Annotated in this window: 22 protein-coding genes and 1 pseudogene; 5 read left to right on the top strand and 18 right to left on the bottom strand. The window is 44.0% G+C overall.

The features are described 5' to 3' along the window. Positions 1 to 46 precede the first annotated feature (46 nt). From Xsze_RS08335 to Xsze_RS08325, 3 genes are read right to left on the bottom strand one after another with little or no spacing between them, the layout of a single operon-like run. Positions 47 to 706 (bottom strand): DUF799 domain-containing protein, encoded by a 660-nt coding sequence (locus Xsze_RS08335; protein WP_038236268.1) that lies wholly within the window; start codon positions 704 to 706, stop codon positions 47 to 49. Continuing rightward, positions 706 to 1,062, bottom strand: a complete 357-nt coding sequence (locus Xsze_RS08330) for a DUF4810 domain-containing protein (RefSeq protein ID WP_038236203.1) — start codon at positions 1,060 to 1,062, stop codon at positions 706 to 708. The genes Xsze_RS08335 and Xsze_RS08330 overlap by 1 nt, the downstream gene beginning before the upstream one ends. A 24-nt stretch (positions 1,063 to 1,086) precedes the next feature. Then, positions 1,087 to 1,758 carry a CsgG/HfaB family protein gene (locus tag Xsze_RS08325; RefSeq protein WP_038236205.1) on the bottom strand — a complete coding sequence of 224 codons (672 nt, stop codon included), beginning with the start codon at positions 1,756 to 1,758 and terminating at the stop codon, positions 1,087 to 1,089. 882 nt (positions 1,759 to 2,640) lie between these two features. Between Xsze_RS08325 and Xsze_RS08320 the strand changes: the two genes are divergently transcribed. The 3 genes and pseudogenes from Xsze_RS08320 to Xsze_RS08310 form a co-directional block, all read left to right on the top strand. After that, positions 2,641 to 3,966 (top strand): SLC5/6 family protein, encoded by a 1,326-nt coding sequence (locus Xsze_RS08320; RefSeq protein WP_038236208.1) that lies wholly within the window; start codon positions 2,641 to 2,643, stop codon positions 3,964 to 3,966. Between the two features lie 92 nt (positions 3,967 to 4,058). Continuing rightward, positions 4,059 to 5,408, top strand: a complete 1,350-nt coding sequence (locus tag Xsze_RS08315; RefSeq protein WP_038236210.1) for an L-cysteine desulfidase family protein — start codon at positions 4,059 to 4,061, stop codon at positions 5,406 to 5,408. A gap of 818 nt (positions 5,409 to 6,226) precedes the next feature. Next, a pseudogene (locus tag Xsze_RS08310) lies at positions 6,227 to 6,793 on the top strand (tyrosine-type DNA invertase); the annotation flags it as partial. A 338-nt stretch (positions 6,794 to 7,131) separates the two neighbouring features. Here the strand turns inward: Xsze_RS08310 and yjiA are convergent. The 4 genes from yjiA to map all read right to left on the bottom strand — a co-directional run bounded on the left by yjiA (position 7,132) and on the right by map (position 11,811). Continuing rightward, entirely contained in the window at positions 7,132 to 8,106 is a 975-nt protein-coding gene (gene yjiA / locus Xsze_RS08305) for a GTPase (RefSeq protein WP_038236214.1), read from the bottom strand. Positions 8,107 to 8,177: 71 nt separating this feature from the next. Next, a complete protein-coding gene (locus Xsze_RS08300) occupies positions 8,178 to 8,381 on the bottom strand; it encodes a YbdD/YjiX family protein (protein WP_038236215.1) in 204 nt (67 codons plus the stop codon). Between the two features lie 128 nt (positions 8,382 to 8,509). Continuing rightward, the gene (locus Xsze_RS08295; RefSeq protein ID WP_038236216.1) at positions 8,510 to 10,663 is read right to left on the bottom strand and encodes a carbon starvation CstA family protein; all 2,154 of its coding nucleotides are present in this window, start codon (positions 10,661 to 10,663) and stop codon (positions 8,510 to 8,512) included. A 341-nt stretch (positions 10,664 to 11,004) separates the two neighbouring features. Then, a complete protein-coding gene (gene map / locus Xsze_RS08290; protein WP_038236217.1) occupies positions 11,005 to 11,811 on the bottom strand; it encodes a type I methionyl aminopeptidase in 807 nt (268 codons plus the stop codon). A 441-nt stretch (positions 11,812 to 12,252) separates the two neighbouring features. On the opposite strand from map, the gene mutS reads away from it, so the two are divergent. Then, a complete protein-coding gene (gene mutS / locus Xsze_RS08280) occupies positions 12,253 to 14,814 on the top strand; it encodes a DNA mismatch repair protein MutS (protein WP_038236270.1) in 2,562 nt (853 codons plus the stop codon). Positions 14,815 to 14,816: 2 nt separating this feature from the next. Continuing rightward, entirely contained in the window at positions 14,817 to 15,647 is an 831-nt protein-coding gene (gene miaE, locus Xsze_RS08275; protein ID WP_084616182.1) for a tRNA isopentenyl-2-thiomethyl-A-37 hydroxylase MiaE, read from the top strand. A 222-nt stretch (positions 15,648 to 15,869) separates the two neighbouring features. On the opposite strand, the gene rpoS is transcribed toward miaE, so the two are convergent. The 11 genes from rpoS to cysD form a co-directional block, all read right to left on the bottom strand. Then, positions 15,870 to 16,862, bottom strand: a complete 993-nt coding sequence (gene rpoS, locus Xsze_RS08270) for an RNA polymerase sigma factor RpoS (RefSeq protein WP_038236219.1) — start codon at positions 16,860 to 16,862, stop codon at positions 15,870 to 15,872. 53 nt (positions 16,863 to 16,915) lie between these two features. Then, positions 16,916 to 17,998, bottom strand: coding sequence for a murein hydrolase activator NlpD (gene nlpD, locus Xsze_RS08265; protein ID WP_038236220.1), 1,083 nt, complete (start codon positions 17,996 to 17,998; stop codon positions 16,916 to 16,918). A 152-nt stretch (positions 17,999 to 18,150) separates the two neighbouring features. Then, positions 18,151 to 18,777 (bottom strand): protein-L-isoaspartate(D-aspartate) O-methyltransferase, encoded by a 627-nt coding sequence (locus Xsze_RS08260; RefSeq protein WP_038236222.1) that lies wholly within the window; start codon positions 18,775 to 18,777, stop codon positions 18,151 to 18,153. Next, positions 18,771 to 19,535, bottom strand: a complete 765-nt coding sequence (gene surE / locus Xsze_RS08255) for a 5'/3'-nucleotidase SurE (RefSeq protein ID WP_038236224.1) — start codon at positions 19,533 to 19,535, stop codon at positions 18,771 to 18,773. The genes Xsze_RS08260 and surE overlap by 7 nt, the downstream gene beginning before the upstream one ends. Before the next feature lie 324 nt (positions 19,536 to 19,859). Then, positions 19,860 to 20,909 carry a tRNA pseudouridine(13) synthase TruD gene (gene truD, locus Xsze_RS08250; protein ID WP_038236226.1) on the bottom strand — a complete coding sequence of 350 codons (1,050 nt, stop codon included), beginning with the start codon at positions 20,907 to 20,909 and terminating at the stop codon, positions 19,860 to 19,862. A gap of 2 nt (positions 20,910 to 20,911) precedes the next feature. Next, positions 20,912 to 21,385, bottom strand: a complete 474-nt coding sequence (gene ispF / locus Xsze_RS08245; protein ID WP_038236228.1) for a 2-C-methyl-D-erythritol 2,4-cyclodiphosphate synthase — start codon at positions 21,383 to 21,385, stop codon at positions 20,912 to 20,914. Further along, positions 21,382 to 22,191 (bottom strand): 2-C-methyl-D-erythritol 4-phosphate cytidylyltransferase, encoded by an 810-nt coding sequence (gene ispD / locus Xsze_RS08240; RefSeq protein ID WP_051462338.1) that lies wholly within the window; start codon positions 22,189 to 22,191, stop codon positions 21,382 to 21,384. The genes ispF and ispD overlap by 4 nt, the downstream gene beginning before the upstream one ends. 60 nt (positions 22,192 to 22,251) lie before the next feature. Further along, entirely contained in the window at positions 22,252 to 22,569 is a 318-nt protein-coding gene (gene ftsB, locus Xsze_RS08235; RefSeq protein ID WP_038236230.1) for a cell division protein FtsB, read from the bottom strand. A gap of 237 nt (positions 22,570 to 22,806) precedes the next feature. Next, positions 22,807 to 23,424: an adenylyl-sulfate kinase gene (cysC, locus tag Xsze_RS08230; protein WP_038236232.1), complete on the bottom strand. Its 618-nt coding sequence runs from the start codon at positions 23,422 to 23,424 to the stop codon at positions 22,807 to 22,809. Beyond that, positions 23,425 to 24,882 (bottom strand): sulfate adenylyltransferase subunit CysN, encoded by a 1,458-nt coding sequence (gene cysN / locus Xsze_RS08225; RefSeq protein ID WP_038236234.1) that lies wholly within the window; start codon positions 24,880 to 24,882, stop codon positions 23,425 to 23,427. Between the two features lie 11 nt (positions 24,883 to 24,893). Continuing rightward, on the bottom strand, positions 24,894 to 25,802 hold the full coding sequence (cysD, locus tag Xsze_RS08220; protein ID WP_038236236.1) for a sulfate adenylyltransferase subunit CysD: 909 nt from the start codon (positions 25,800 to 25,802) through the stop codon (positions 24,894 to 24,896). Positions 25,803 to 25,804: the final 2 nt, after the last annotated feature.

The raw sequence follows: 25,804 nt of genomic DNA, 5'->3' as shown, positions 1-25,804 counted from the left end.
TAAAAAATGCCGCAAATCCTCTGCGGCATTTTTATTTTCATCACGTTTACAGTTGTTCTTTTCGATAGAGTTCTGAACGAGGACCATACAGCAAGCGGCCATCACCACCCGCACTTAACAGCCGGTGGCTGGTAATGCCTGCAATTTCATGCCCCTTGTCCATCACAGTATTGGCGATTTGAGAGACAGCCGCTGATACCAGCATACCCACCAGACCACCGCTCGAATAATTATTATTCTCCGCCGTAGACGCTGTCGCCGTGCCGCTCCACAATGGTTTTCCTGTGCGCAGGTCGACCAAACGGGCGGTTGCACTGACGCGGGTTTCGCTGTTTATGACGAGGTATTGCGTGCCATATTGGGTGATATCCAGATAGAGTGCAGCATCCGCGCCAAAAATATCATGTAATTTTTTGTAGCTGAGGTTATGGATATCTTGCGCTTCCGTCATCCCATTCTGACGGAATGTCTCGTCAACAACCGCAACAGGGTAAACATAATAGCCGGATTCAGCCAACGGGTAAGTGACCTGAGACAGCAAACTGCCTGAAGCCTGTACCTCTACTGATTTATTCACGGCCGGTAACACTAAAATAGACTTAGGATTACTTTCTCTCAGTGCTGAATAATCATGCGGCTTATGTTGAACACAACCGGTCAATAGCAGCAATAATAAGGCACTCATAACCCCTGAAAAACGGTTCATCATTTCATGCCCTTATTCTTGCTTAGCAAAAAGTCCATATACTGCGCGGATTCAGGAAATAGTTTTTTTTCTATTTCAAATTGCTGAAAAGCATCTTCAAGATTGCCAATTTTACTGTAAAGCAGCCCCATCTGAGCATGCAGCCCCGGTGGAACGGGCTTATCTTTTGCTTTCGCTTTTTCGATAACGTTCCGTAATGCCTGCAACTGCTCCTGCGGGCTTGTTTTATCCTGCTGGTAATACTGATAAAGGGCCGGTTGATAATCTTCCCAAACGTACATCGTCTTAGGCGCTTGCGCGCATCCCACCAACAGCATGGCACCTAATAACGTCCCCGTCTTTCTCATCAAAAACATGTAGCTACTTTCCTATTCTAATTTTTAATTCTTCGGATTCCATGCACCACTTTCAATACCTGTGACCAAGTCGTTGATAGCTTCACGTATTGCCAAATCCAAGACTTTACCGTTCAGGGTAGAATCGTAGCTGGAAGTACTGCCAAACCCAATAATGTCGCGGCTGGAGAGTTTATATTCCCCGGCTCCCGCAGATGAGAAAACAACTTCTGAAGTCTCTACGTCAACAACGTTCAGCATCACTTTTGCATACGCAATCTGTGATTTACCACGCCCTAAAATGCCCCATAATTGGTGATCACCGACTTCTTTGCGGCCAAATTCAGTTACTGAACCTGTAATGACGTAATTCGCCCCTTTTAGTTTTTGAGCTTTACCTTGTAAACCTGCTTCAGCTTTCAGTTCCGCCATATTGGTGCGTTCAAGCACATTAAAGCGGCCGGTTTGCTGTAAGTGAGTCACGAGAATCGTTTTTGACTGATTCCCCAAGCGATCAACGCCATCCGAGAAAATACCATTCTGGTAACTTGAACGATTCTCAAATTTCCCCACAGAAATCGGGCTTCGAATTCCGGTATAGGTGGTCTTATAAGACGAAACTTTCTGAACTTGAAGTGTGGATGAAGATTCTGTCGCACACCCAACTAGCATAAGAGAAGCAAGGCAAAGCGAAGCTAAGGTAATTTTACGTTTCATTATTATCTCTTCCTGAATGGACAATTCTCGAAAAATTCCATGAATATAAAGCAGTGGAATAATAAATACAGTCATAGGAAAAGTCTATTTAATTAGAAGTAGAATTCATCATTAAAATGAATTAATGAAATGATATTATTTTGATTTTAAATAAGCAGCCTAATGTTAATGAACACTATTAATCCAAATTGAATTTATTTATTCTATTCCTGATTATTATTTAGATAATCACCTCCTAATAACAACAATAATCCCTGAGCTGAGTCATTTTAAATCACACTGCCTGCCACGGCCGATCCATGCTGTTCATTTCCGATCTATCCCCTCCCTTTCCAACAACCTGCATGCACTCTTCTTTTGGCGGATATGCCCTTGGATCACAGTGCGTGTGCGGAAAGAACGCGGCCTTTTCGCCATCAAAAATTTCTAGATTAGTATGCTGAACTACAGCATAATATTAACAATAAAAAGGATTTAATACTGACAGGGTGTTCTGAATCGAGACAAACGTGATAACGTACACAACTTTTCCCTCCAGTTGTTTCAATTGTTAATATCACTAATTTTCATAATACCTTAGCATAAAGATATAATTACGTTATTTATCAGTATGATATAAATAAGCCACATGCTCTTTCTTGCACAGTCTCCTTTACGATGTCTCATTGAAAACAATAAATAGCGATTTCTTCTTTATGAAGAAGTTGTTCTCTCAAAAGTCACATTAGATGGAATATTTAGGAAAATTTTTTCTCCCCAAAATCATTCACGATCATCACAAGTTACAACCTTATTAATTTAGCGGTTATTTGATGATGTGACGTATCTCTCCCTGTACCGACTCAGTACACATTACACCAGCAAAGATGTAAGCGAGCTATTATGAAAACAGAGATAAAAAACTATGATGTCACGCCCCACTTATCTCCGGCCGCCAAACGGGCCAATATGACAGAAGATGAATGGAGGAAAGCAATACAATTCGACAAAACTGATATGGGTTGGGTCATCATGAGTATTGGGATGGCTATTGGGGCGGGGATCGTTTTCTTGCCTGTTCAGGTCGGATTGATGGGATTATGGGTTTTCCTGCTTTCTTCCATTATTGGTTACCCCGCCATGTATCTTTTTCAACGGCTCTTCATCAATACCCTTGCAGAGTCCACAGAATGCAAGGATTATCCCAGTGTGATCAGTGGATATCTCGGTAAGAACTGGGGCATTTTACTGGGTATACTCTATTTTATTATGTTGGTGATCTGGATGTTTGTTTATTCGACAGCCATAACCAATGATAGTGCGTCTTACCTGCAAACATTTGGTATCACTGACGAGCTGATGTCGAAGAACCCATTTTACGGCTTGGTGTTAATCTGCATTCTTGTTGCCATTTCTTCCCGTGGTGAACAGTTGTTGTTTAAAATATCCAGCCTGATGGTCATGACGAAGTTATTTGTTGTCGCGGCATTGGGGCTTTCCATGGTCGGGATGTGGCATCTGTACAATATCGGGGTATTGCCGCCCTTCGGCCTGTTGTTCAAAAAGGCCATTATTACATTACCTTTTACGCTCACTTCCATTTTGTTTATCCAGACACTCAGTCCGATGGTGATTTCCTACCGCAATCGTGAACAAAACCGTGAAGTTGCCCGCCATAAGGCATTAAGGGCCATGAACATTGCCTTTGCTATCCTGTTTTGTACGGTATTTTTTTACGCCGTTTCTTTTACACTGGCAATGGGGCGCGATGAAGCGATCAAAGCCTATGAGCAGAATATTTCTGCCTTAGCCATCGCCGCTCAGTTTTTTCCCGGTGGCTGGGTCATTGTCATCAGTGTCATGCTCAATATTTTTGCTGTTATGACAGCTTTCTTTGGTGTTTATCTCGGGTTCCGTGAAGCCAGTCAGGGCATTGCCATGAATCTCCTCAGCCGTCTGTTCCCTGCCGACAAGATCAAGGAAAAATGGGTACAAAAAGGCATCATGGTCTTCGCTGTTTTACTGGCATGGAGTGCCATTATTCTGAATGCACCTGTACTGAGTTTCACCTCTATTTGCAGCCCCATATTCGGTATTGTCGGCTGCCTGATCCCCGCTTATCTGGTCTATAAAGTGCCAGCCTTGCATCACTACAAAGGGGCATCACTCATTTTAATTATTTTTACAGGACTCTTGCTGTGTATCTCTCCCTTTTTGGCCTTTTCCTGATACGGGAACCATTTCCGGCATGAATGTGAATAAATGGAAGAACCAATTATCAGTAACTGTAGTTGAAGATCGAAAGTTGAAGGTTGAACGATATGAATCAAGAGCAACAAAAACGATTGTGGCGTGAATTTATCCGCACTGTAAAAAAGGAAGTTAAGCCTGCTTTAGGATGTACCGAGCCGATTTCACTGGCACTGGCGGCAGCCACAGCGGCATCTTATCTGTCCGGTCCGGCCCAGCGCATTAGCGCACGGGTTTCACCGAATTTAATGAAAAATGGCATGGGTGTAACGGTGCCGGGGACAGGAATGGCCGGATTGCCGATTGCCGCCGCGCTGGGCGCATTGGGAGGTGATCCCCACGCCGGCCTGGAGGTTCTGAAACAAGCCACCCCCGCTGACATTGCCCAAAGTAAGGCGTTGTTGCTGCAAGGTGCTGTCACTGTCAATATTCAGCATCCCTGCGATGATATCCTGTATTGCGAAGCCGCTGTGTATTATCAGTATGAATCCGCAACTGTTACCATCGCAGGTAGCCATACCGACATTGTGAAAATTGAGCATAATGGCCGGATAATCTCCGACAAACGATCTCAATCCAACAACACAGTGACCGGATATGCCCGTACCCCCATAAGCACCTCAACAGAAGACGCCGGGCATTGCCTTGAGCAAGCCACTGCTTTTGCGGTTTATGAATTTGCGACAAAAATTCCTTACGCCGATATCCGTTTTATACTGGAAGCAGCACGATTGAATGATGCCCTATCTCAGGCCGGATTAACAACACAGTATGGATTGCATATCGGTATGACTCTGAAGCGCCAGCGCGATCGGGGGTTATTGGCACGGGATCTGCTTTCCGAAATTATGATCCGAACTTCTGCCGCCTCAGATGCACGTATGGGAGGTGCAGTTTTACCGGCAATGAGCAATTCAGGTTCCGGCAATCAGGGCATTGCGGCCACCATGCCAGTGGTTGTCGTCGCAGAACATTTCGGATGCAATGAAGAACAGCTGGCACGGGCGCTGATACTGTCACACCTGATGGCAATTTATATTCATCACAAATTGCCATCACTTTCAGCGCTCTGTGCAGCAACAACGGCCTCAATGGGGGCCGCAGCCGGAATTGCGTGGTTAATAGAAGAACATTATCAGCCTGTAGCCATGGCTATTTGCAGCATGATTGGTGATGTCAGCGGGATGATTTGTGACGGGGCGTCCAATAGTTGTGCAATGAAAGTATCCACCAGCGTCAGCTCTGCCTATAAAGCAGTATTGATGGCTCTGGACAATAGCGGAGTCAGGGGCAGTGATGGCATTGTTTCCGATGATGTAGACCAATCCATTGCCAATTTATGTTCCCTTGCCCGTCATGCAATGCAACAAACAGATACACAAATCATTGAGATTATGGCGCACAAGGCAAACTTTGCGTAAATAAATTCTCAGGGCCAAAAAAACTTTTTTCTCGCGTTTTTTTGGCCTTAATCAATTCATATTATTAATTTAGTAAATAATCATTTTAATGACGAAATAGTATTTAATTAATCCTAAAAGAGAACGATTTAATTAAATATTTCAAACTGAGTGAAGATTAATTACTCATTTAAACCTTACATTAAATATAATAACATATTGAAATAATAACATGTTATACAAGTTTATCTTAAGTTATTCTGAAAATTTAAGTTAATTTAAAAGCATCTATCGCATAAATTTAAAAAACACCCCTCAATTACTTAACTTCTCCTAAAACATTAGCATTAAACTCTACAAATATAAAAATGTCAGAATATTAATTCATACACTATTCAACAGAGGTGATTTTTGAGCAACTTTGAATCATTAAATGAACAAGTTAGATAAATCATTTACTTTTTAGCTTAAATGCAGTAAAAATACAAAATCACCACACTTAAAAGGATTTTTATAAGAATAAAAAACTAAAAATAAAAACAAACCCAATTATTGGGTGCGAAATTCATAGAATAATTTTTTTGTGTGGAATTCTATTTATGATTGTCCCATTCTGTACATCAGAATCACACAGTACCTATTTATTCGATTTCAATTAGTATTTTCATTAAAAATAAGACGAACAGAAGCAGTAAATATCTTTTATTTGCTGTATTCCAACTAGATTAATCTGGTATTTTGCCTATGTGTTCAAAAAACACTAATGGTTTGTTGTATTCGATTGGCTTAAATACCTTGCTATTCACAATTAATCTATCTGATGTCATAGGAATGATAATTTCATGAAGCAACGTAAATTTTTAACCCGATATGAAATAGACGCAATTTTGGCAGAGACAAAACAAGGACGACACGCAGAACGGGATTACTGCATGCTATTAATGTGTTTTATTCATGGATTCAGGGTAAGTGAGCTGTGTAATCTGCGTTTATCTGATATCGATATAAATTCAGCAATTATTCATATCAGACGGTTAAAAGGTGGCCTTTCAACGACCCACCCTTTGATTCCAGAGGAAATTGAAGCATTGAATAAATGGCTAGACATTCGCCAAAAATGGCGCGAAGCTGACTCACCGTGGGTATTTCTTTCCCAAAAATCAGGCGCTGTTTCACGGCAACAAGTTTATGGTTTACTGAAGCGTTATGGAAAACAGGCATCTGTCAGTATCTCCCCACATCCTCATATGTTAAGACATGCCTGTGGTTATGCATTAGCCGATCTCGGTCGTGACACACGTCTGATCCAAGATTACCTTGGACACCGTAACATTTCACATACGGTAATTTATACTGCCAGTAATGTGAAGCGTTTCTCAAGAATTTGGGAGTCTCCGTCTAAATAAATACTTTATTTTTATTTATTGTTTCCACTAATATGAACTGTTATTACTATAACCTTCACCAATTAGAGTGATGAGATTATCGATAAAGAAAATAGACAACTCCACCAGGATATGAAAGCGCTTTTTTATTTTATACGTATTCCAAACTCAAATTGTGAATAAGTCTTTTTTTTATTGTGTTATATTTGTTAATATTCTAATCGGAGTTTGACAGAAACTCCTCAACATAAGATGGAATAGATAATATAAGTTTCTATTTAAACATGAGCAGCGAATTTATACGGACTATTTCACTGCTCAATAAAGAGTAAAAACGTTAAAGAGTAAAAAAATACTGGTTATTCAGGAACCAAATCTACATTTAATTGTGCAAATTTTTCACGAATTTCTTGCTCGGGCAATGACATCCCAATAAAGATCAACACACTTTCCCGTACTTCATCATTGCGCCATTCTCTGTCCCAGTCTGCACTGTATAAGCGCTGTACCCCCTGAAACAGCAAGCGGCGTGACTCATTTTTGATGGACAAAATCCCTTTATAACGCAGGAGATTGTCCGCGAAACGCAGCAAAATCTCCTCCATAAGGTCAGAAATTTTCGATAATTCAACTGAATAAGGCAAGTTAATGACAATTGACCCGATCGCATTTTGCTGCTTGGGCGCAAATCGGAACCGTGGCGCCGAGACGGTTAATTTATCATTCAGCATAAAACCATCGATATCAAACAATATCCCTAAATCTGCCTCCCCATGAATGACTTGGTAAACAGAAGCCCTGGCATTGATTCTCTGCAAACGTTCAATCAGAACGTCATGCGCAGGAGCAACATCTGTTTTGGTCAGAAGCACACGATCAGCATAACCAATTTGTGCCTGCGCAATCGAAAAACGATCCAATTGTTGTTCAGCATGGACAGCATCTACCAACGTAATGATGCCATCCAACAGAAAACGTTGGCACAATATTTCATGGGAAAAAAATGTCTGCGTTACCGGACCAGGATCAGCCATTCCTGTGCATTCTATGATCAGGCGATCAAAGTAAATTTGCCCCTTATCCAGGCTATCCAATAAATCCAACAACGCATCTTCCAGTTCGTTTGAACGGCTACAGCAGATACATCCGTTGCTTAACGTTTTAATCTGGGTGGCGCGATCACCAATCAGTTCATTATCAATGGGGACTTCACCAAACTCATTTTCAATGACGGCGATTTTATAACCATGATCGGCATTGAGGATATGACGCAGCAGCGTTGTTTTCCCAGACCCCAAAAATCCGGTCAGGATCGTCACTGATATTGGTTGCATTTTTGTCTCCCATTGATTTTTTATTGCTTAATGCTTTGATTACTGTGTCGCGGGCTGCCACGGTTAATGCACTAACAGCAACGCATACCACCCTTTCCATCACCACCATAACGGGCATTTTGGCGTTCCCGGAAAAACTCCTCATAGGTCATATAAGGTTTATCCGGATGGTTTTCCTTCATATGTTGCACGTATGTCTCATAATCAGGAACCCCCACCAGCATGCGGGCCGCTTGCCCCAAATATTTACCGGCCCGACCAAGGTTGCCGAACATAATCGTCCTCCAAAAAAATACCCCACATAATACAAATCCGACCATGTGGGGTATAGCGATTATTGATGCAACAAGCTGATACCGATGATTGATACCAACTTAAGTTTCATATTCACGCCCAGCAAAAATCAGTGCGTAGAAGAAACTTTCACCCCACCTTCAGGAATGGGGGCATAAGGCGTTTCGTTATCTGTACGCTCTGGGTTCTTGCTCGCTTTTATCGCGGTTTTGATACCATAAATAATGATGCTGTACACCACCACGAAGAACAGAACACTCAGCCCCGCATTGGTATAGTTATTGATAACAATGTGGTTCATGTTGCTAATTTGCTGGGCAGTTAATTCCGCTCCCCCCTCAGCAATCCGCTGTTTATATTCTTTCGCAAGGAACAGGAAACCTTCAAGGCGCGGATCATTGCTGAATAATTTCAGCCCCAATGCCCATGTCGTACAAATCAACAACCAAACCGCAGGGAGCACCATTACCCAAATGTATTTGGTGCGTTTCATCTTGATCAATACAACCGTGCCCAAGACCAAGGCAACAGCAGCCAGCATCTGGTTGGAGATGCCGAACAGTGGCCACAGGCTCTTAACACCGCCCAGCGGATCGACCACACCCTGATACAGCAGGTAACCCCATAAACCAACACAACCCGCCGTGCCAATGATACCCGCAATCAAAGAGTCTGTTTTTTTCAGGAACGGAACAAAGTTGCCCAAAAGATCCTGCAACATGAAACGGCCTGAGCGAGTTCCCGCATCCAAGGCTGTCAGAATGAACAGCGCTTCAAACAGGATACCAAAGTGATACCAGAAGCCCATGTTCGCCGCAGGTATAATCTGATGGAACACGTAAGCAATACCAACAGCCAGCGTTGGTGCGCCTCCCGCACGGTTCAGAACAGAGGGTTCACCAATGTCTTTCGCCGTTTGCAAAATGTGATCAGGGGAAATCACGAAGCCCCAAGAGCTGACTGTCGCTGCCGCATGGGTTGTGACTTCTTTCAGCGATTCCATGATCACTGGTGCATCTGCCGTGCCTAAATTATGCAGATCAGGCATGGTAATGCCCAAAGCCGCCGGCGGTGTATTCATGGCAAAGTACAGGCCCGGTTCGATAATGGATGCCGCAACCAGTGCCATGACTGCAACAAATGATTCCATCAGCATTGCACCGTAGCCAATAAAACGTGCATCTTTTTCGTTTGCCAACAGCTTGGGTGTTGTGCCCGATGAAATGAGCGCATGGAAACCAGAAACCGCACCACAGGCAATGGTGATGAACAGGAATGGGAACAGTGTGCCTTTCCAGACTGGACCCGTACCATCAATATATTGTGTTACCGCAGGCATCTTCAATTCAGGATTCAAGATAACAATCCCGATTGCCAGACCGACAATAACACCAATCTTCAGGAAAGTTGCCAGATAATCACGCGGTGCCAAAATCAGCCAGACCGGCAACAATGCAGAGATAAAGGCATAACCGATCAATGCATATGTGATGGTCGTATCTTTGAATGTCAAAGCAGGACCCCAGTAAGGATCTGCCGCAACCACACCACCAAACCAAATTGCAGCAATCAGCATAAGAATGCCGATCACAGAGACTTCACCCACACGCCCCGGACGGATATATCGCATGTAGATCCCCATGAAAAGCGCAATCGGTACTGTCGAACATACCGTAAATACACCCCATGGGCTTTCAGCCAGCGCTTTCACGACAATCAGGGCCAGCACAGCCAAAATAATGATCATGATTAAGAAACAACCGAACAGGGCGATTGTTCCCGGCACCCGCCCCATTTCTCCCTTAATCATTTCACCCAATGATGCCCCATTGCGGCGGGAAGAGAGAAACAGCACCATGAAGTCCTGCACTGCTCCGGCAAGAACCACCCCTGCCAACAGCCACAATGTTCCCGGCAAATAGCCCACTTGTGCGGCCAATACCGGTCCGACCAATGGCCCCGCCCCTGCAATGGCGGCAAAATGGTGACCAAACAAAACATTCTTGTTGGTAGGCACATAATTCAAACCATCATTATTGACAACCGCAGGTGTTGCCCTTGTCGCATCCAGTTTCATCACCTTTGTGGCGATATAAAGACTGTAATACCGATAAGCAACCAGATAAACCGCTACGGAAGCAACAATAATCCATAAAGCACTCACGTGCTCTCCCCGACGCAGCGCAACAACGCCAAGACAGAATGCGCCAATTATCCCCAATATCATCCAAGGGATATGTTTTAACAATTTATTATTGTTCATAAAACTTCCTTCTAAATGTAAAAGGAAGTAATACCCATAAAGGGTATATACTCCTCGCCATGCTGCACTATGGTATAAAATTTTCTGCTGTCATATCGGAAGATCTGCGTCAACGGTTAAATAACACTTTAAGCGGTCAAAATCCTTTGATCAGTGGTTGAAGGAGGGTGCTACCCATTAAATTTCGTGATGTAACTCACTGTTCATAAAAAGAAAAAATATGTGGGATTCGTGGAGGGAGCCGGGGAGAAAGCAGGGTTTTTCAAACCCTTATCAAATGGCAGCATGAATGAGCGCAGCCAACAAAGCAGCGCTCCGGGAAGAGGAAAAAATGGGGTGGATTAAAGGCCGGACAGGTAAGACTCGAAAGTTTCACACTCTTCATCTCGTAAGGTCAGTACCTTAAAACCGTCACGGGTGACTAGGATCGTATGTTCAAACTGCGCTGACAAACGGCGATCCTTGGTGGTTACTGTCCAGCCATCTTTATGCAGCTTAACGTCTTTTTTACCTTGGTTAATCATAGGCTCAATCGTGAAAGTCATGCCTTCTTCCAGAATCATCCCTTCTCCTGCCTTGCCGTAATGCAAAACCTGGGGCGCTTCATGCATGCTGCTGCCAATGCCATGACCACAATATTCACGCACTACGCTGTAATTATTGGCTTCAGCATGTTGCTGTATCGTATGCCCGATATCCCCCAAGGTAATCCCGGGCTTCACTATTTTTATCGCCCTGTATAAACATTGTTGAGTAATATCAACCAAACGCTTTGCATGGGAAGAAACATCACCGACACAAAATGTAATACTGCTGTCACCGTAATACCCTTCTTTTTTGACGGTGACATCGACATTGACAATATCACCATTCTTCAGTTTCTTCCCTGAAGGCCAGCCATGACAAACCACATGATTCACGGAAGTATTAACGGTATGGGGAAAGTCATATTGCCCGAGACTGCCGGGAATAGCATTAAGGGTTTTCGTAATGTAATCATGACAAAATGCGTCAATTTCAAGTGTTGTTACCCCCGGAACAATAATGGAACGTACAGCTTCAAGCACTTTTCCGGTCAAGTGCCCTGCGATTTCCATTTTCTTTATTTCATCTGCATTTTTTATCAGTATTCCGTTGCTTCTTGTCATATTCCGTTCCCGCCATTTCAATTGTATAAAAACATACCCATGTCACCCTATCATAAGAAATCACAGCCTTGATCCCAAGAATTCATGAAACTTTCCTTAATAAGCCATTGCAGATTACGGTGACTGATAATGATTTCATTTGTAACAGAAGAACCGGATCGAAGTGATAAAATCCAGCGCCTTCGCAATCCTGCGGAATAGTGAAAAAATCTGATACATTCCTGCCAATAATCCTGATAATCTACCGCGTAAATTTTCTTGTTCTGATCCACAGATGAATCACGCGGACTATCAGTGATAAGATAGTATTTTTGCCTAGGATGAGGTCGTTTATGTTCCATCCTTAGCTGATTATATTTAAGTTTTGTCGTTTAGATGGGTTGACTGAGCGTCGATGGCCCAACTGAGTCAACAGGAATAATAAAGTTGAATAAAATCAATATGAAAGAACTTCCAGCAAAGGATATAGATAGCCATACTCCCATGATGCAACAATATCTGCGTCTGAAATCACAGCATCCTGATATTTTGCTGCTGTACCGGATGGGAGATTTCTATGAGTTGTTCTATGACGATGCCAAAAAAGCGGCAAAATTACTGGATATCTCTCTCACCAAACGCGGGCAATCGGCTGGTCAGCCAATTCCGATGGCGGGTGTTCCCTACCATGCGATTGAAAACTATTTGGCAAAGCTGGTACAGCTTGGTGAATCTGCGGCAATCTGTGAACAAGTCGGCGATCCTGCAACCAGCAAAGGCCCTGTTGAACGCAAAGTGGTGCGTATCGTCACACCCGGCACGGTAACTGATGAAGCCTTGCTGCAAGAACGACAGGATAATCTTCTGGCAGCCATCTGGCATGATCAGCAGGGTTTTGGTTATGCAACACTGGATATTACTTCCGGTCGTTTCCGTGTTTCAGAAATGACCGATGAAGATAGCGTTACAGCTGAGTTGCAGCGTACCCGTCCGGCAGAATTGCTCTATCCTGAAATATTCGACTGCATGTCACTGATTGAGCGCTGTCAGGGCCTGCGCCGTCGCCCTGTATGGGAATTCGAACTGGATACTGCAAAACAACAATTGAATTTACAATTTGGTACCCGTGATCTCATTGGCTTCGGTGTCGAGAAATCCACACTCGCCCTACGGGCTGCCGGCTGTTTGCTGCAATACGTTAAAGATACTCAGCGTACTGCCCTGCCCCATATCCGCAGCATTACGATGGAACGTCACCAAGAAACGGTCATCATGGATGCAGCAACTCGCCGCAATCTGGAGCTGACACAAAATCTTTCCGGCGGAATTGAAAACACATTAGCGTCAGTGCTTGACCATTGTGTGACACCAATGGGCAGCCGTATGCTAAAACGCTGGCTCCATACTCCCATTCGCAATAAAGAGACTCTGGAGAAACGCCAGCAGGCCATTTCTGCCTTACAAGAAATAGGTTATGAATTGCAGCCATTCTTGCGACAGATTGGAGATTTAGAGCGTGTGCTGGCCCGCCTTGCCCTGCGTTCCGCCCGTCCTCGTGATCTGGCTAAAATGCGTCATGCCTTCCAGCAATTCCCTGAGATTCATCAAATCCTGACTTCTTCTGATTTCCCTTATATTCGGGCGATTCAGCAACGCGTCGGGAATTTTGATGATTTACAGGCATTGTTGGAAAAAGCGGTCGTTGAAACACCGCCGGTTCTCGTCCGTGATGGTGGCGTGATTGCAACAGGCTACAACGCTGAACTGGATGAATGGCGGGCTTTGGCGGATGGAGCCAGTGATTATCTGGACAAACTGGAGATCCGGGAGCGTGAGAAGCTCGGCATCGATACGCTAAAAGTCGGTTTTAATGCGGTACACGGTTACTATATCCAAGTCAGCCGCGGGCAAAGCCATCTGGTTCCGATCCATTATGTTCGACGCCAAACCCTGAAAAATGCAGAACGCTATATCATTCCTGAATTAAAAGAATATGAAGATAAGGTTCTGACCTCCAAAGGTAAGGCACTTGCCATTGAAAAAGCTTTGTATGAAGAACTCTTTGATTTGCTGCTTCCTCATCTGGCTGAGTTGCAAACCAGTGCCGAAGCATTAGCTGAGTTAGATGTGCTGGCAAACCTTGCCGAAAGGGCTGAAACGCTGAATTACACTTGCCCGTCACTGACAGATAAAGTGGGAATTCAAATCACCGGAGGGCGCCACCCGGTTGTTGAGCAAGTATTGAGTGAACCCTTTATTTCTAACCCCGTGACACTTTCGTCACAACGCCGGTTACTGATCATTACAGGGCCGAATATGGGGGGGAAAAGTACCTATATGCGTCAAACAGCCCTGATTACGTTATTGGCTTATATCGGGAGTTTTGTCCCTGCCGAAAAAGCGATTATTGGGCCTGTAGACCGTATATTTACCCGTGTTGGCGCATCCGATGATCTGGCATCAGGGCGTTCCACATTTATGGTGGAAATGACTGAAACCGCGAATATCCTGCATAACGCCACTGAGCATAGTTTAGTGTTAATGGATGAAATCGGTCGTGGCACATCAACTTATGATGGCTTATCCCTTGCCTGGGCTTGTGCCGAGAATCTGGCTAACCGCATCAAGGCCATGACACTGTTCGCAACCCATTATTTCGAGTTAACGACTTTGCCTGAAAAACTGGAAGGCGTCATCAATATTCATCTGGATGCGGTCGAACATGGCGACACTATTGCTTTTATGCACAGTGTACAAGAAGGCGCTGCAAGTAAGAGTTATGGATTGGCTGTTGCCTCACTGGCCGGCGTTCCTCGTGAGGTCATTAAGCGGGCACGGCAAAAATTAAAAGAGCTGGAATCACTCTCTAATAGTGCAACCGCAGGCCACGTCGATACACCACAATTAACCTTGCTGGCAGAGGAAACCTCACCGGCGGTTGAAGCACTGGAAAATCTGAACCCAGATACGTTGACACCCCGTCAGGCTCTGGATTGGATCTATCGCCTGAAGGATATGGTATAGCAATGAACGGAACAGCAGTAAATGAGACAGCTGTAAAGGATATTTCGCCAAAATTTGATATCAGCCTGCTGGCGCCTATCTATCAATTTTTACAGTGTGAAACACCTGATCAATGGGTGGAAAAAGCACGCCTGCCTGAAAACCTGCCTGTTTTACTGCGGGATCATTTGTTATGCGAATTAAAGGCCGCGCAAAGCGCTATGTTTTTAATTCGCAAATACGCCGTTGATCCTCAAAGTGCCGATATTTTACTGGCATGGTTTAAACCCTATGAAGATTTTGCTTACAAAAAAATAGGGGATATCCATTCATTGAAAGGAAAAAATCAGGTCACCAAACAAATTACTGCCCGGAAGAAATCCCCCTACGGCCAAGATTTAATTGATAAAATGGTGCTGTTGATTAAAGAAGAATTACACCATTTTTATCAGGTGCTGGAGATCATGCATAGCAGGGGGATTGGTTATAATAATATTAGCGCCAGTCGTTACGCTAAATCACTATTTCAGCATGTCACCAATCATGAACCCTATACATTGGTCGATAAACTGATTATTGGTGCATATATTGAAGCACGTTCATGTGAACGATTTGCAAAACTCGCACCTCAACTGGATGAAGATTTAGGTAAGTTTTATATTTCTCTATTGCGTTCGGAAGCTCGCCACTATCAGGATTATTTAACTCTTGCCCAATCTATATCTCAGGAAGATATTGCAGAGAGAGTCAGTTATTTCGGCAGAGTCGAAGCTGAACTTATTCAATCTCCTGACCATGATTTTAAATTTCATAGCGGCATTCCCATTTATCAAAACAGCGAAATAAAAAACTAAATAGCCATGAAAACATAAATAAGTAAATAATTGGAAAAATAAAAGGTGGGTTAAATAAACCCACCTTTAGATTAAAATATAATATCATATTGGTTTTTCAAATTATTGCTTTTTGAAGACAATGAAATCTCCTTAGTTTCTTGATAACCAGTTATCTTTGCCTCTGAAGATCTCTTTTTATTTTCACTAAGCAACAGTTTGAAATCTATCGGATATAAATAATTAGGTACGGAATAATGATTCTATATTCAAGCCTTGAGTATGCAATATATCTCTGAGACGACGCAGACCTTCAACCTGAATTTGACGTACCCTCTCTCTTGTTAATCCTATTTCTCTCCCAACATCTTCTAGTGTTTCTGCTTCATACCCAAGCAATCCGAAACGACGAGCTAAAACTTCACGCTGTTTTGCATTTAGTTCAAATAGCCATTTCACGATGCTCTGTTTCATATCATCATCTTGAATGGTTGATTCTGGCCCTGAATCATTTTCGTCAGATAAAATATCCAACAATGCCTTATCCGAATCACCACTAATTGGTGTATCGACAGAAGTAATGCGTTCGTTCAGCCGCATCATCCGGCTCACGTCTTCAACTGGTTTATCCAATTTTTCCGCAATTTCTTCGACTGTAGGCTCATGATCCAATTTATGTGCCAGCTCTCTCGCGGTACGTAAATAGACATTCAATTCTTTGACTATATGAATAGGCAGGCGAATTGTGCGTGTTTGATTCATGATGGCACGTTCAATTGTCTGACGTATCCACCATGTTGCATACGTGGAAAAACGGAAACCTCTTTCTGGATCAAATTTTTCCACTGCACGAATAAGCCCAAGATTCCCTTCTTCAATCAGATCCAGCAATGCGAGTCCTCGGTTACTGTATCTACGGGATATTTTAACAACCAACCGTAAGTTACTTTCGATCATACGTTGGCGTGCCGCAATATCCCCACGCAATGCTCGTCTGGCGAAAAGAACCTCTTCCTCTGCTGTTAACAGGGGTGAAAAACCTATCTCTCCGAGATAAAGCTGTGTTGCATCAAGAGCTCTTTGGTTTACCCCTTGTAACAACTCCAAATCGTCATCAAGACTCGCTATATCATCCCCATCTTTCAGCAACGCCTCATCAAAGTCATCAGCTTCCATGCTAGTTTCGTCTAAATCCGCATCATACAACTCATTAACTTTAAGCGTACTTTGGCTCATCAGCAGCTCCTACCCATGATAATACGGACAGGAGTTTCAGGTCCTGTCCCAGTTTATCGCTGCGGAAGGTAACGCAGCGGGTTTACGGATTTTCCCTTGTAGCGAATTTCAAAATGTAATCTTACGGAACTTGTTCCGGTGCTACCCATGGTGGCAATCTTTTGCCCCGCTTGAACATCCTGTTGCTCACGAACCAACATAGTATCGTTATGAGCATAGGCACTCAGGTAGTCATCATTATGTTTTATAATTATTAGATTTCCATATCCACGTAGCGCATTTCCGGCATAAACGACTTTCCCGCTGGCAGTTGAAAGTACAGGCTGGCCACGACTCCCTGCAATATCAATGCCTTTGTTTCCTCCCTGAGAATCAGAGAAGTTTTCAAGAATTTTTCCTTCAGCCGGCCATCTCCAACTATTAATAGTGCCACTACTCACACTCTGGCGACTATTCGCGCTGTTTGCACTTGTATCTGTTACTGTAGATACTTTTGAATTATCATTGTCACTATCAGAAACTGTTGCTCTTGGCAACATCTTTCCGGAGCTTGGTCTATCAATGTTTGCAGGATACTCATTAATTTTTTGAAAATCAACCTGACGAATTTTAGATTGGTTGCTATTTGATGCTGACAATACACCGTTATTGGAGTTTACATTACCTATTCTCAGGACTTGACCAACGTTTAAACTATAAGGCTCTAAAATGTTATTTTTGAGAGATAACTCACGAAAATCTTCCCCTGTAATCCAAGCTATATAAAACAGCGTATCCCCGCGTTTAACCGTATAAGTACTGCCGCCGTAGCTCCCTTTAGGGATATTTTCGTAGTTGCGGTTATAGACAATCCGATCCTGAGCCGACGTATTTTTAGTAGAATCATTTACTGGATAATGTCTTTTTGCAGCATCATATTCTGGCGTGCTATTTGTTGAAATTATTCTAGGAGAAGATGGCATTGGAGTCGAAATAGATGGCGGTTTGGAGAATATTCTTCCATTTTTATCCTTATTATCAATACTCACTATCGGAGCCGGACTCTCCGGTGTATTACTGCAACCTGCTAACATCATGCCCATAATGGCACTTGTAACTACCAACTTTATTTTTTTCATCGGTTTTCCTAAATTCATTCCTTATCCCCCTATAAAGGCAAATATAAGTACTAAGAATGATGATTTATAAAGAAATTTAGAATCATAAAAGAGTTAAAGCGAAATATTTTGCTTAATCTCGGAAAAATGACAGCTAATTTTAAAAAATTGCTACTCAATAAATCGGCAGATTATGCTAGCTCGCCTTGAATTAGGGGTACAAAACGGACAGGTTCGACAACTTCACTATGGAAATCATTACCATAGCGATGTACCACTTTCAGTGACTGAGTCAGTTCACCTACAGGCACAACCATGACTCCACCATCAGCAAGTTGATGAAGCAAAGCAGGAGGAATTTCTGGTGGTGCTGCTGTCACAATTATGGCATCAAATGGCCCTTTTGACGGCCATCCATTCCATCCATCACCATGGCGAGTTGATATATTATGTAAATCGAGTTGCTTAAAACGGCGTTTAGCTTGCCACTGTAATCCTTTGATGCGCTCTACGGAGAAAACATGTCTGGCCAGATGAGCCAGTATTGCCGTTTGATAACCTGAACCGGTTCCAATCTCTAAGACGTTGGCTACCGGTGTTAAGTTCAGCAGCTCGGTCATGCGGGCCACAATATAAGGTTGGGATATGGTTTGCCCGTGTCCGATGGGCAGGGCTGTATTTTCATATGCTTTATGTGACAGTGCTTCATCCACAAAACTTTCACGGGGGACTTTGGCAATGATTTCCAGCAAGTGCTCGTTATGTATGCCTTGCTGACGCAATTGCGTCAGCAAATTTTTCATTGACCGGCTCAACATTCCCCAATATCCTCGACTTTTGCCAACCAATCACTTATCAATTCCTGTGCTTTATAAGCCGTTAAATCCACCTGCAAAGGAGTAATGGAGACAAACCCTTCCTCTACCGCAGCAAAATCCGTTTCTGGGCCGGCATCTTTTTTATCCCCCGGAGGACCTATCCAGTAAAGCATATTGCCTTTAGGGTCTTCTAAGGCATAAACTTCTTCAGCCGCGCAACGACTGCCACACCGTGTTACCCGAAACCCTTTGATTTGCTCAATGGGAACGTCAGGTACATTGATATTCAGAATATTGCCCGCCCTCAATGGAAATTTTTGCAGCAAGTTTAATAAACGTACAGTAACTTCTGCGGCCGTTTCGTAATGCTTATCACCATTGAGTGATACTGCCAATGACGGCAACCCCAGATGACGCCCTTCCGTCGCAGCCGCGACCGTGCCGGAATAAATGACATCATCACCCAGATTAGGACCACAATTGATCCCTGAAACAACAATGTCAGGCCGGGGGTGAACCAAATTATTGACACCCAGATAGACACAATCTGTTGGTGTGCCTTCCTGAACGGCGATATCCCCGTTTTTGCGTGTATGAATTCGCAAGGGACGATCCAGTGTTAAAGCATTCGACGCACCGCTACGGTTACGATCAGGTGCAACAACCTGAACATGATAGTGTTTCCGCAATGTGGCTGCCAAGGTTTGAATTCCCGGTGCGGTGACACCATCATCATTACTCAGTAATATCCGCAGCATTGAAATTATCTCATTGATTTTGTTAAGCAGAACATGGTTTGATACTGTAACTTATCTTGTTTTTTTGTCCATTTCGGGGGATGCCCCGGGGACAATATGAAGGTATTCAGAAATTGTTTGATCTTAGCATGACGTTACCAGTTTTGTAGAGCGCTTTGCATTTTCGCCGCCAAACAAAAATATCACAAAAAACAGCCTGTAAATCTGCTACATATTCAATGAGATTGCTGATTTTTTGTCACCAATAGCAGAGCTGCATTACATCTTTTATGAAAAATAATACAGCCCTGTTTTTGAAAGAAAATTGGGAATTAGACGAAATTGTTACTCTGTAAGATCTGCCGTGTTATTGTGATCCTGATTAATGAGCTCTCTGACAACGCTGGTTGCAAAACTACCGGATGGCAAGGAGAAATGCAGTGTCACTGTCTCTGCATCCTGCCATTCCCAATTCAGATTAAGTGGTTTCACTAACATTGCCCGGCGGGTGCTTTCTACTCGTTCACGTTTGACCAGTGACCAAAGTGATTCGTAACCCAGCAAACACTGTTGTTCAAAATCGAGGGCCTGGTTCTGTGTGCCCAATGATTTATCGCCCGGTAATGGCGCGGTGATTTGCAATTCGCCATTCATGACCCGTTGCTGCAATACCGGCAATTCAGATGCATCAGCGACAAACCAGCTCCCACGCCCCGTTAATTGCAAAGCATCACCATCCAGTACCTGCTGATGGGTATTCTGCGCCAGGCGTGTACTGGTAATGGCATTGAACATGGCACTGCGGCTGGCAGAAAGGTAAAAACTACGGCGGTTACGTTCTCTGACCTGAATTTCGTTCAATGCCCAACGTTGGGCTTGAACCAAGTTTTGCCCGTCACGCCCGAAACGCTGTTCCCCAAAATAATTCGGAACACCGTTTTGCGAGATCTGCTGTAACCGTTTTTCAACTGCATGTTGATCTGAAACTGATCTTAATACCAGTGTGAAATCATTGCCCTTCAGCGCCCCAATCCGCAACTTTCGTTTCTGGCGAGAGGTTGCCAATATTTCACAGCCTTCAAGCTGAAATGAGGTGAAATCCGGATCTTGTTTACCCGGTAAATGCAAACAGAACCATTGTTCCGTCACGGCATTGCGATCTTTTAATCCTGCATAGCTAACAGCGCGGGCTGATATTTTGGCAAAACGGGCAAGATTATCCGCCACAAATTGAGTGTTACATCCTGTTTTGCGAATATGCACCATCAAATGCTCCCCTTCTCCATCAGGAGAGAAGCCTAAATCTTCGCGTACAATAAAATCTTCTGGTGACGCTTTCACAATGCCTGTCGCTTCCGGACGGCCGTAAAGCCAATATAATTCATTGAATGTCATGTTTATTCCTTCACCAGCAAAGCCACTGCTTCGCAGGCAATACCTTCTTTGCGGCCAACAAATCCCAGTTTTTCCGTGGTTGTCGCTTTTACGTTGATATCATCCATATGACAATCAAGATCTTCCGCCAAATTAACCCTCATCTGGGGAATATGAGGCAGCATTTTTGGGGCTTGTGCAATAATGGTGATATCCAGGTTCCCAATCCGATAACCTTTTTCCCGGATGCGGCGATAAGCTTCTTTCAGCAATTCACGGCTATCTGCGCCCTTAAAAGCCGGATCTGTATCAGGAAAGAGTTTCCCGATATCTCCCAGTGCCACCGCCCCCAGCAGGGCATCTGTCGCAGCATGTAAGGCGACGTCACCGTCTGAATGAGCAATTAACCCTTGTTCATAAGGAATGCGGACACCTCCAATGATCAAAGGCCCTTCTCCGCCAAATTTATGCACATCAAAACCGTGTCCAATTCTCATACAATAGATTCCTTAGATTTTCGGGATAGGTAAAACTCTGCCAATGCCAGATCTTCAGGTTGGGTAACTTTAATATTGTCTGCTCGTCCATTAACCAATATGGGATGATAGCCACAATATTCCAGCGCTGAAGATTCATCGGTGATGCAGGCTCGCTCTGCAAGTGATTTGCTCAGGCAATCACGCAATAAGGGCAAGGGGAACAACTGCGGGGTCAGGGCATGCCAAAGCCCGTTACGGTCAACCGTCTGGGAAACAGCATGGGTATTGGAAGATCCTCTCACTTCTGCTGATATCATCCGCTTCATGGTATCCCTTACAGGCGAAGCCAGCAGGCCGCCACACATTCCGTGGGGATCTGTGTTTTGCTCAATAAGCCGCAGTAAGTTATCAAGATCATGCCGATGAAGACAGGGACGGGCAGCATCATGCACCAAAACCCAGATTGATTTCTCTGTTTGCAGGCTGGTCAAATAATCCAGCCCAGCCAAAACTGAGTCAGCCCGCTCTTCTCCCCCCACCACGGTTGTGATGCGCGGATCGGAAGCAACAGCCAATTTTTCAAAGTGAGTGTCAGCCGGGTTCAGTGCAACAACGATGCGTTGTACGCGGGGGTGTTCAAATAAAGCGGCCAAGGTATGTTCAAGGATGGTTTTTCCGGCAATGTCAAGATACTGTTTTGGACAACCGGATTTCATCCGGCTGCCAATACCCGCAGCAGGAATTAATGCAACTATTTCAGTTTCAGTCGAAGCATCATCGGTACGTGAAGTATCAGCAGAAGAATGAAGCATTGAATTATTCATGTCGATTATTATTTACTGTTCTGATCTAAAGATTAGCGTTAATCCAAGGTGTATTCTGGTTTAGTTATCGTCTTGATTTGAAGATTGTTGTGCGCTTTGTTTCGAGGTATCCGGTACCATACGGTAAAATGATTCTTCTGGTTTAATCATGCCGAGTTCATTGCGGGCGCGCTCTTCAATGGCCTCTTGGCCACTTTTCAGATCTTTGATTTCAGCAAACAGCTGGTCATTACGTGCTTTAAGTTTGAGATTATCTATCTCTTGTTTATCAACCTCCTCCTTAACCCGCACATAATCATGAATACCGTTTTTGCCAAACCACAGCGAATACTGTAACCAGCCAAGTAGAACCAACAATAGTAACGTTAGTTTGCCCATCTCTCCCCCTGAAAAACCCGCTAATCATCCCACAACTAAAAGCATGACGCCACTGTCACTCATGATCACAATGTCATGCTCCCATGATGACAAAGCATAGCTACACGGTTTATTGGAGACATATTGAATGGAATAACTCCATTGGATATAGAAACACACTATTCCTGTAACTCCTGTAACTCCTGTAACTCCTGTAACAATAATAATGTGTTTCGTCACTTTTGCTTGATGTGGAAATTATTCAGGCAGGATACCGTAGTTTTTCAGGATAAAAAGCAGTTTTTCAATTGAGATGCCCACTGGCTGCGACCCATCCAAATAAATATCGGGTTGCTCCGGTGCTTCATAGGCAGCATCAATTCCCGTGAAATGCCGTAATTCGCCCGCCCGTGCTTTTTTATACAATCCCTTGGGATCACGGGCTTCACAAACTTCCAGAGGTGTATCGACATGAACTTCGATAAATGTCCCCTCTTTCATTGATTCACGTATTTTTTGCCGCCCTTTTTTATCCGGGGATATGAAGGCGGTTAATACCACCAGCCCTGCATCCACCATCAATTTGGATATTTCGCCAACCCGACGGATATTCTCCCGCCGGTCAGTTTCAGAAAATCCTAAATCACTGCACAAGCCATGACGCACGTTATCGCCATCCAGTAAATACGTTTTGATCCCCCTCGAAAACAGTGCCTGCTCTAATGCGCCGGCAAGGGTGGATTTTCCGGAACCCGACAGGCCCGTAAACCAAATCACCAATGCAGGATGCCCATTTGCCGCTTCCCGCTGTGCTTTGCCCAAAACATGTGAATGCCAGACGATATCAGGAGAAACAGACGCTTTGATTTCGGACACTTATTTCCCTCCCAGTAAATCACGTGCCCCCCAATGAGGGAAATGGCGACGAACCAATCGGTTGAATTCTAATTCAAATTCACTGTATTCCTTAGGCTCTTCATAAATGTCGGTTTGGATCTCCCGGACCAATCCGGCCCCGACAGTTACATTTGTCAGGCGATCAATCAGGATAATGCCTCCGATATCCGCATTTTGTGCATAGCTATCCAGCAATAGCGGTTCATCAAATGAAAACTCTGCCACCCCAATCGCATTCAGTGGCAATTCAACCGCGATTTTTTGTGTCAGGTTGTTGATGTCCACCTGATACCGGATATTATCCACTTTGCCCCGGCTTTTTTTGCCTGCAACTTTAATATCCAGACTTTGCCCCTGAATCAGCGGCTTTTCTGACATCCACACAATATCAATTAAAGCATGACGTGCTACCGTCATCTGATCCTCAATGGCAATGAATAAATCACCACGGCTAATATCAATGTCATCTTTCAATACGACAGTGATCGCTTCCCCTGGTACTGCAAATGTCAGGTCACCGTCAAAAGTCACGATCCTTTCTACGGTGGAAACAGAGCCGGATGGCATAATTTTAACTTGCTGGCCTTGCCGTAAAATGCCTGATGACAAGGTGCCACTGTACCCCCGAAAATCGAGGTCAGGACGATTCACATATTGCACCGGAAAACGCAGGGGCTGCTCTGTCGCGTTGGTCCGTACATCAACGGATTCAAGAATGTTCAGTAATGTTGGCCCCGTATGCCATGCCATGTTCTCACTAGGGATGGCTATGTTATCGCCTTCCAATGCTGAAATGGGAACAAACTGGATGTTCAGATCGGCAGGCAGTTGTTCGGCAAAAGCTAAATAATCCTGTTTGATTTGTTCGAATGTATTTTGTTGATATCCGAGTAAGTCCATTTTATTGATAGCCACCACCAAATGGCGGATTCCCAACAATACGCTGATAAAACTGTGTCTGCGCGTTTGTTCCTGCACCCCTTTCCGCGCATCAATCAGCAAAATGGACAGATCACAAGTGGAAGCACCGGTCGCCATATTGCGGGTATATTGTTCATGTCCCGGTGTATCTGCAATAATGAATTTGCGTTTTTCTGTCGAGAAATAACGGTATGCCACATCAATTGTGATACCTTGTTCCCGTTCAGCTGCCAATCCATCAACCAATAATGCCAAATCCAGTTTTTCACCCTGTGTTCCGAGTCTCTTGCTGTCACTTTGTAATGTCGCGAGCTGATCTTCATAAATTTGGCGGGTATCGTGCAACAAACGGCCTATCAATGTACTTTTGCCATCATCTACGCTGCCACAGGTTAAAAAACGCAACAGGCCTTTTTCTTGCTGCGCCCGTAAATAGGCTTCAACACCGCCCTGCTGTCTGATCTGGCTAGCGATGGTTTCATTATGTACAAGTTTTGGGTGTGCAAGTGCTGACATATCTGAGCTCCTCAAAAATAACCCTGACGCTTTTTCAACTCCATCGAACCGGATTGATCACTGTCAATCAGCCGTCCCTGGCGCTCACTGGTCGTCGATATCAACATTTCTTCTATAATATCCGGCAGCGTTTCAGCTTCCGACTCCACCGCGCCCGTCAGTGGCCAGCATCCCAATGTCCTGAAACGAACTTTACGCTGGCTGATTATTTCCCCTGCTTTCAGGTCAATGCGATCATCATCAACCATGATTAACGTACCTTCACGCTGCACAACCGGGCGGAATCCAGCAAAATAGAGCGGGACGATGTCGATCTGTTCCAGATAGATGTATTGCCAAATATCCAGTTCAGTCCAGTTGGAAAGCGGAAATACGCGGATACTTTCCCCTTTGTTGATCTGGCCGTTATAATTTCGCCAAAGTTCCGGGCGCTGGTTTTTGGGGTCCCAACGGTGAGCACGGTCACGGAATGAATAGATCCGCTCTTTTGCCCGCGATTTTTCTTCATCACGCCGGGCGCCACCAAATGCGGCATCAAAACCGTATTTATCCAGAGCTTGTTTCAATCCCTCTGTTTTCATGATGTCAGTATGTTTTGCACTGCCATGAATAAAGGGATTAATGCCCAACTCCTCGCCTTGTGGATTACGGTAGATCAATAACTCAAAACCATATTTTTCCGCTGTACGATCACGAAAATCATACATTTCCTGAAATTTCCATCCTGTATCCACATGCAGCAAAGGAAAAGGTAATTTCCCCGGATAAAATGCCTTGCGTGCGAGATGCAGCATAACGGAGGAATCTTTGCCGATTGAATACAGCATCACCGGATTGGTGAATTCAGCCGCAACTTCCCGAATGATGTGAATACTTTCAGCTTCGAGTTGCTGTAAGTGTGTGAGTCTTTTTTCGTCCATTG

Source organism: Xenorhabdus szentirmaii DSM 16338 (assembly GCF_002632585.1).
Lineage (GTDB): Bacteria > Pseudomonadota > Gammaproteobacteria > Enterobacterales > Enterobacteriaceae > Xenorhabdus > Xenorhabdus szentirmaii.
This window is presented reverse-complemented; position numbering and strand designations above follow the sequence as displayed.

Coding starts and splice junctions, on each gene's coding strand:
- Xsze_RS08335 (WP_038236268.1), bottom strand. CDS start 706: ATGAACCGTTTTTCAGGGGTTATGAGTGCCTTATTATTGCTGCTATTG.
- Xsze_RS08330 (WP_038236203.1), bottom strand. CDS start 1,062: ATGTTTTTGATGAGAAAGACGGGGACGTTATTAGGTGCCATGCTGTTG.
- Xsze_RS08325 (WP_038236205.1), bottom strand. CDS start 1,758: ATGAAACGTAAAATTACCTTAGCTTCGCTTTGCCTTGCTTCTCTTATG.
- Xsze_RS08320 (WP_038236208.1), top strand. CDS start 2,641: ATGAAAACAGAGATAAAAAACTATGATGTCACGCCCCACTTATCTCCG.
- Xsze_RS08315 (WP_038236210.1), top strand. CDS start 4,059: ATGAATCAAGAGCAACAAAAACGATTGTGGCGTGAATTTATCCGCACT.
- yjiA (WP_038236214.1), bottom strand. CDS start 8,106: ATGCAACCAATATCAGTGACGATCCTGACCGGATTTTTGGGGTCTGGG.
- Xsze_RS08300 (WP_038236215.1), bottom strand. CDS start 8,381: ATGTTCGGCAACCTTGGTCGGGCCGGTAAATATTTGGGGCAAGCGGCC.
- Xsze_RS08295 (WP_038236216.1), bottom strand. CDS start 10,663: ATGAACAATAATAAATTGTTAAAACATATCCCTTGGATGATATTGGGG.
- map (WP_038236217.1), bottom strand. CDS start 11,811: ATGACAAGAAGCAACGGAATACTGATAAAAAATGCAGATGAAATAAAG.
- mutS (WP_038236270.1), top strand. CDS start 12,253: ATGAAAGAACTTCCAGCAAAGGATATAGATAGCCATACTCCCATGATG.
- miaE (WP_084616182.1), top strand. CDS start 14,817: ATGAACGGAACAGCAGTAAATGAGACAGCTGTAAAGGATATTTCGCCA.
- rpoS (WP_038236219.1), bottom strand. CDS start 16,862: ATGAGCCAAAGTACGCTTAAAGTTAATGAGTTGTATGATGCGGATTTA.
- nlpD (WP_038236220.1), bottom strand. CDS start 17,998: ATGAATTTAGGAAAACCGATGAAAAAAATAAAGTTGGTAGTTACAAGT.
- Xsze_RS08260 (WP_038236222.1), bottom strand. CDS start 18,777: ATGTTGAGCCGGTCAATGAAAAATTTGCTGACGCAATTGCGTCAGCAA.
- surE (WP_038236224.1), bottom strand. CDS start 19,535: ATGCTGCGGATATTACTGAGTAATGATGATGGTGTCACCGCACCGGGA.
- truD (WP_038236226.1), bottom strand. CDS start 20,909: ATGACATTCAATGAATTATATTGGCTTTACGGCCGTCCGGAAGCGACA.
- ispF (WP_038236228.1), bottom strand. CDS start 21,385: ATGAGAATTGGACACGGTTTTGATGTGCATAAATTTGGCGGAGAAGGG.
- ispD (WP_051462338.1), bottom strand. CDS start 22,191: ATGAATAATTCAATGCTTCATTCTTCTGCTGATACTTCACGTACCGAT.
- ftsB (WP_038236230.1), bottom strand. CDS start 22,569: ATGGGCAAACTAACGTTACTATTGTTGGTTCTACTTGGCTGGTTACAG.
- cysN (WP_038236234.1), bottom strand. CDS start 24,882: ATGTCAGCACTTGCACACCCAAAACTTGTACATAATGAAACCATCGCT.
- cysD (WP_038236236.1), bottom strand. CDS start 25,802: ATGGACGAAAAAAGACTCACACACTTACAGCAACTCGAAGCTGAAAGT.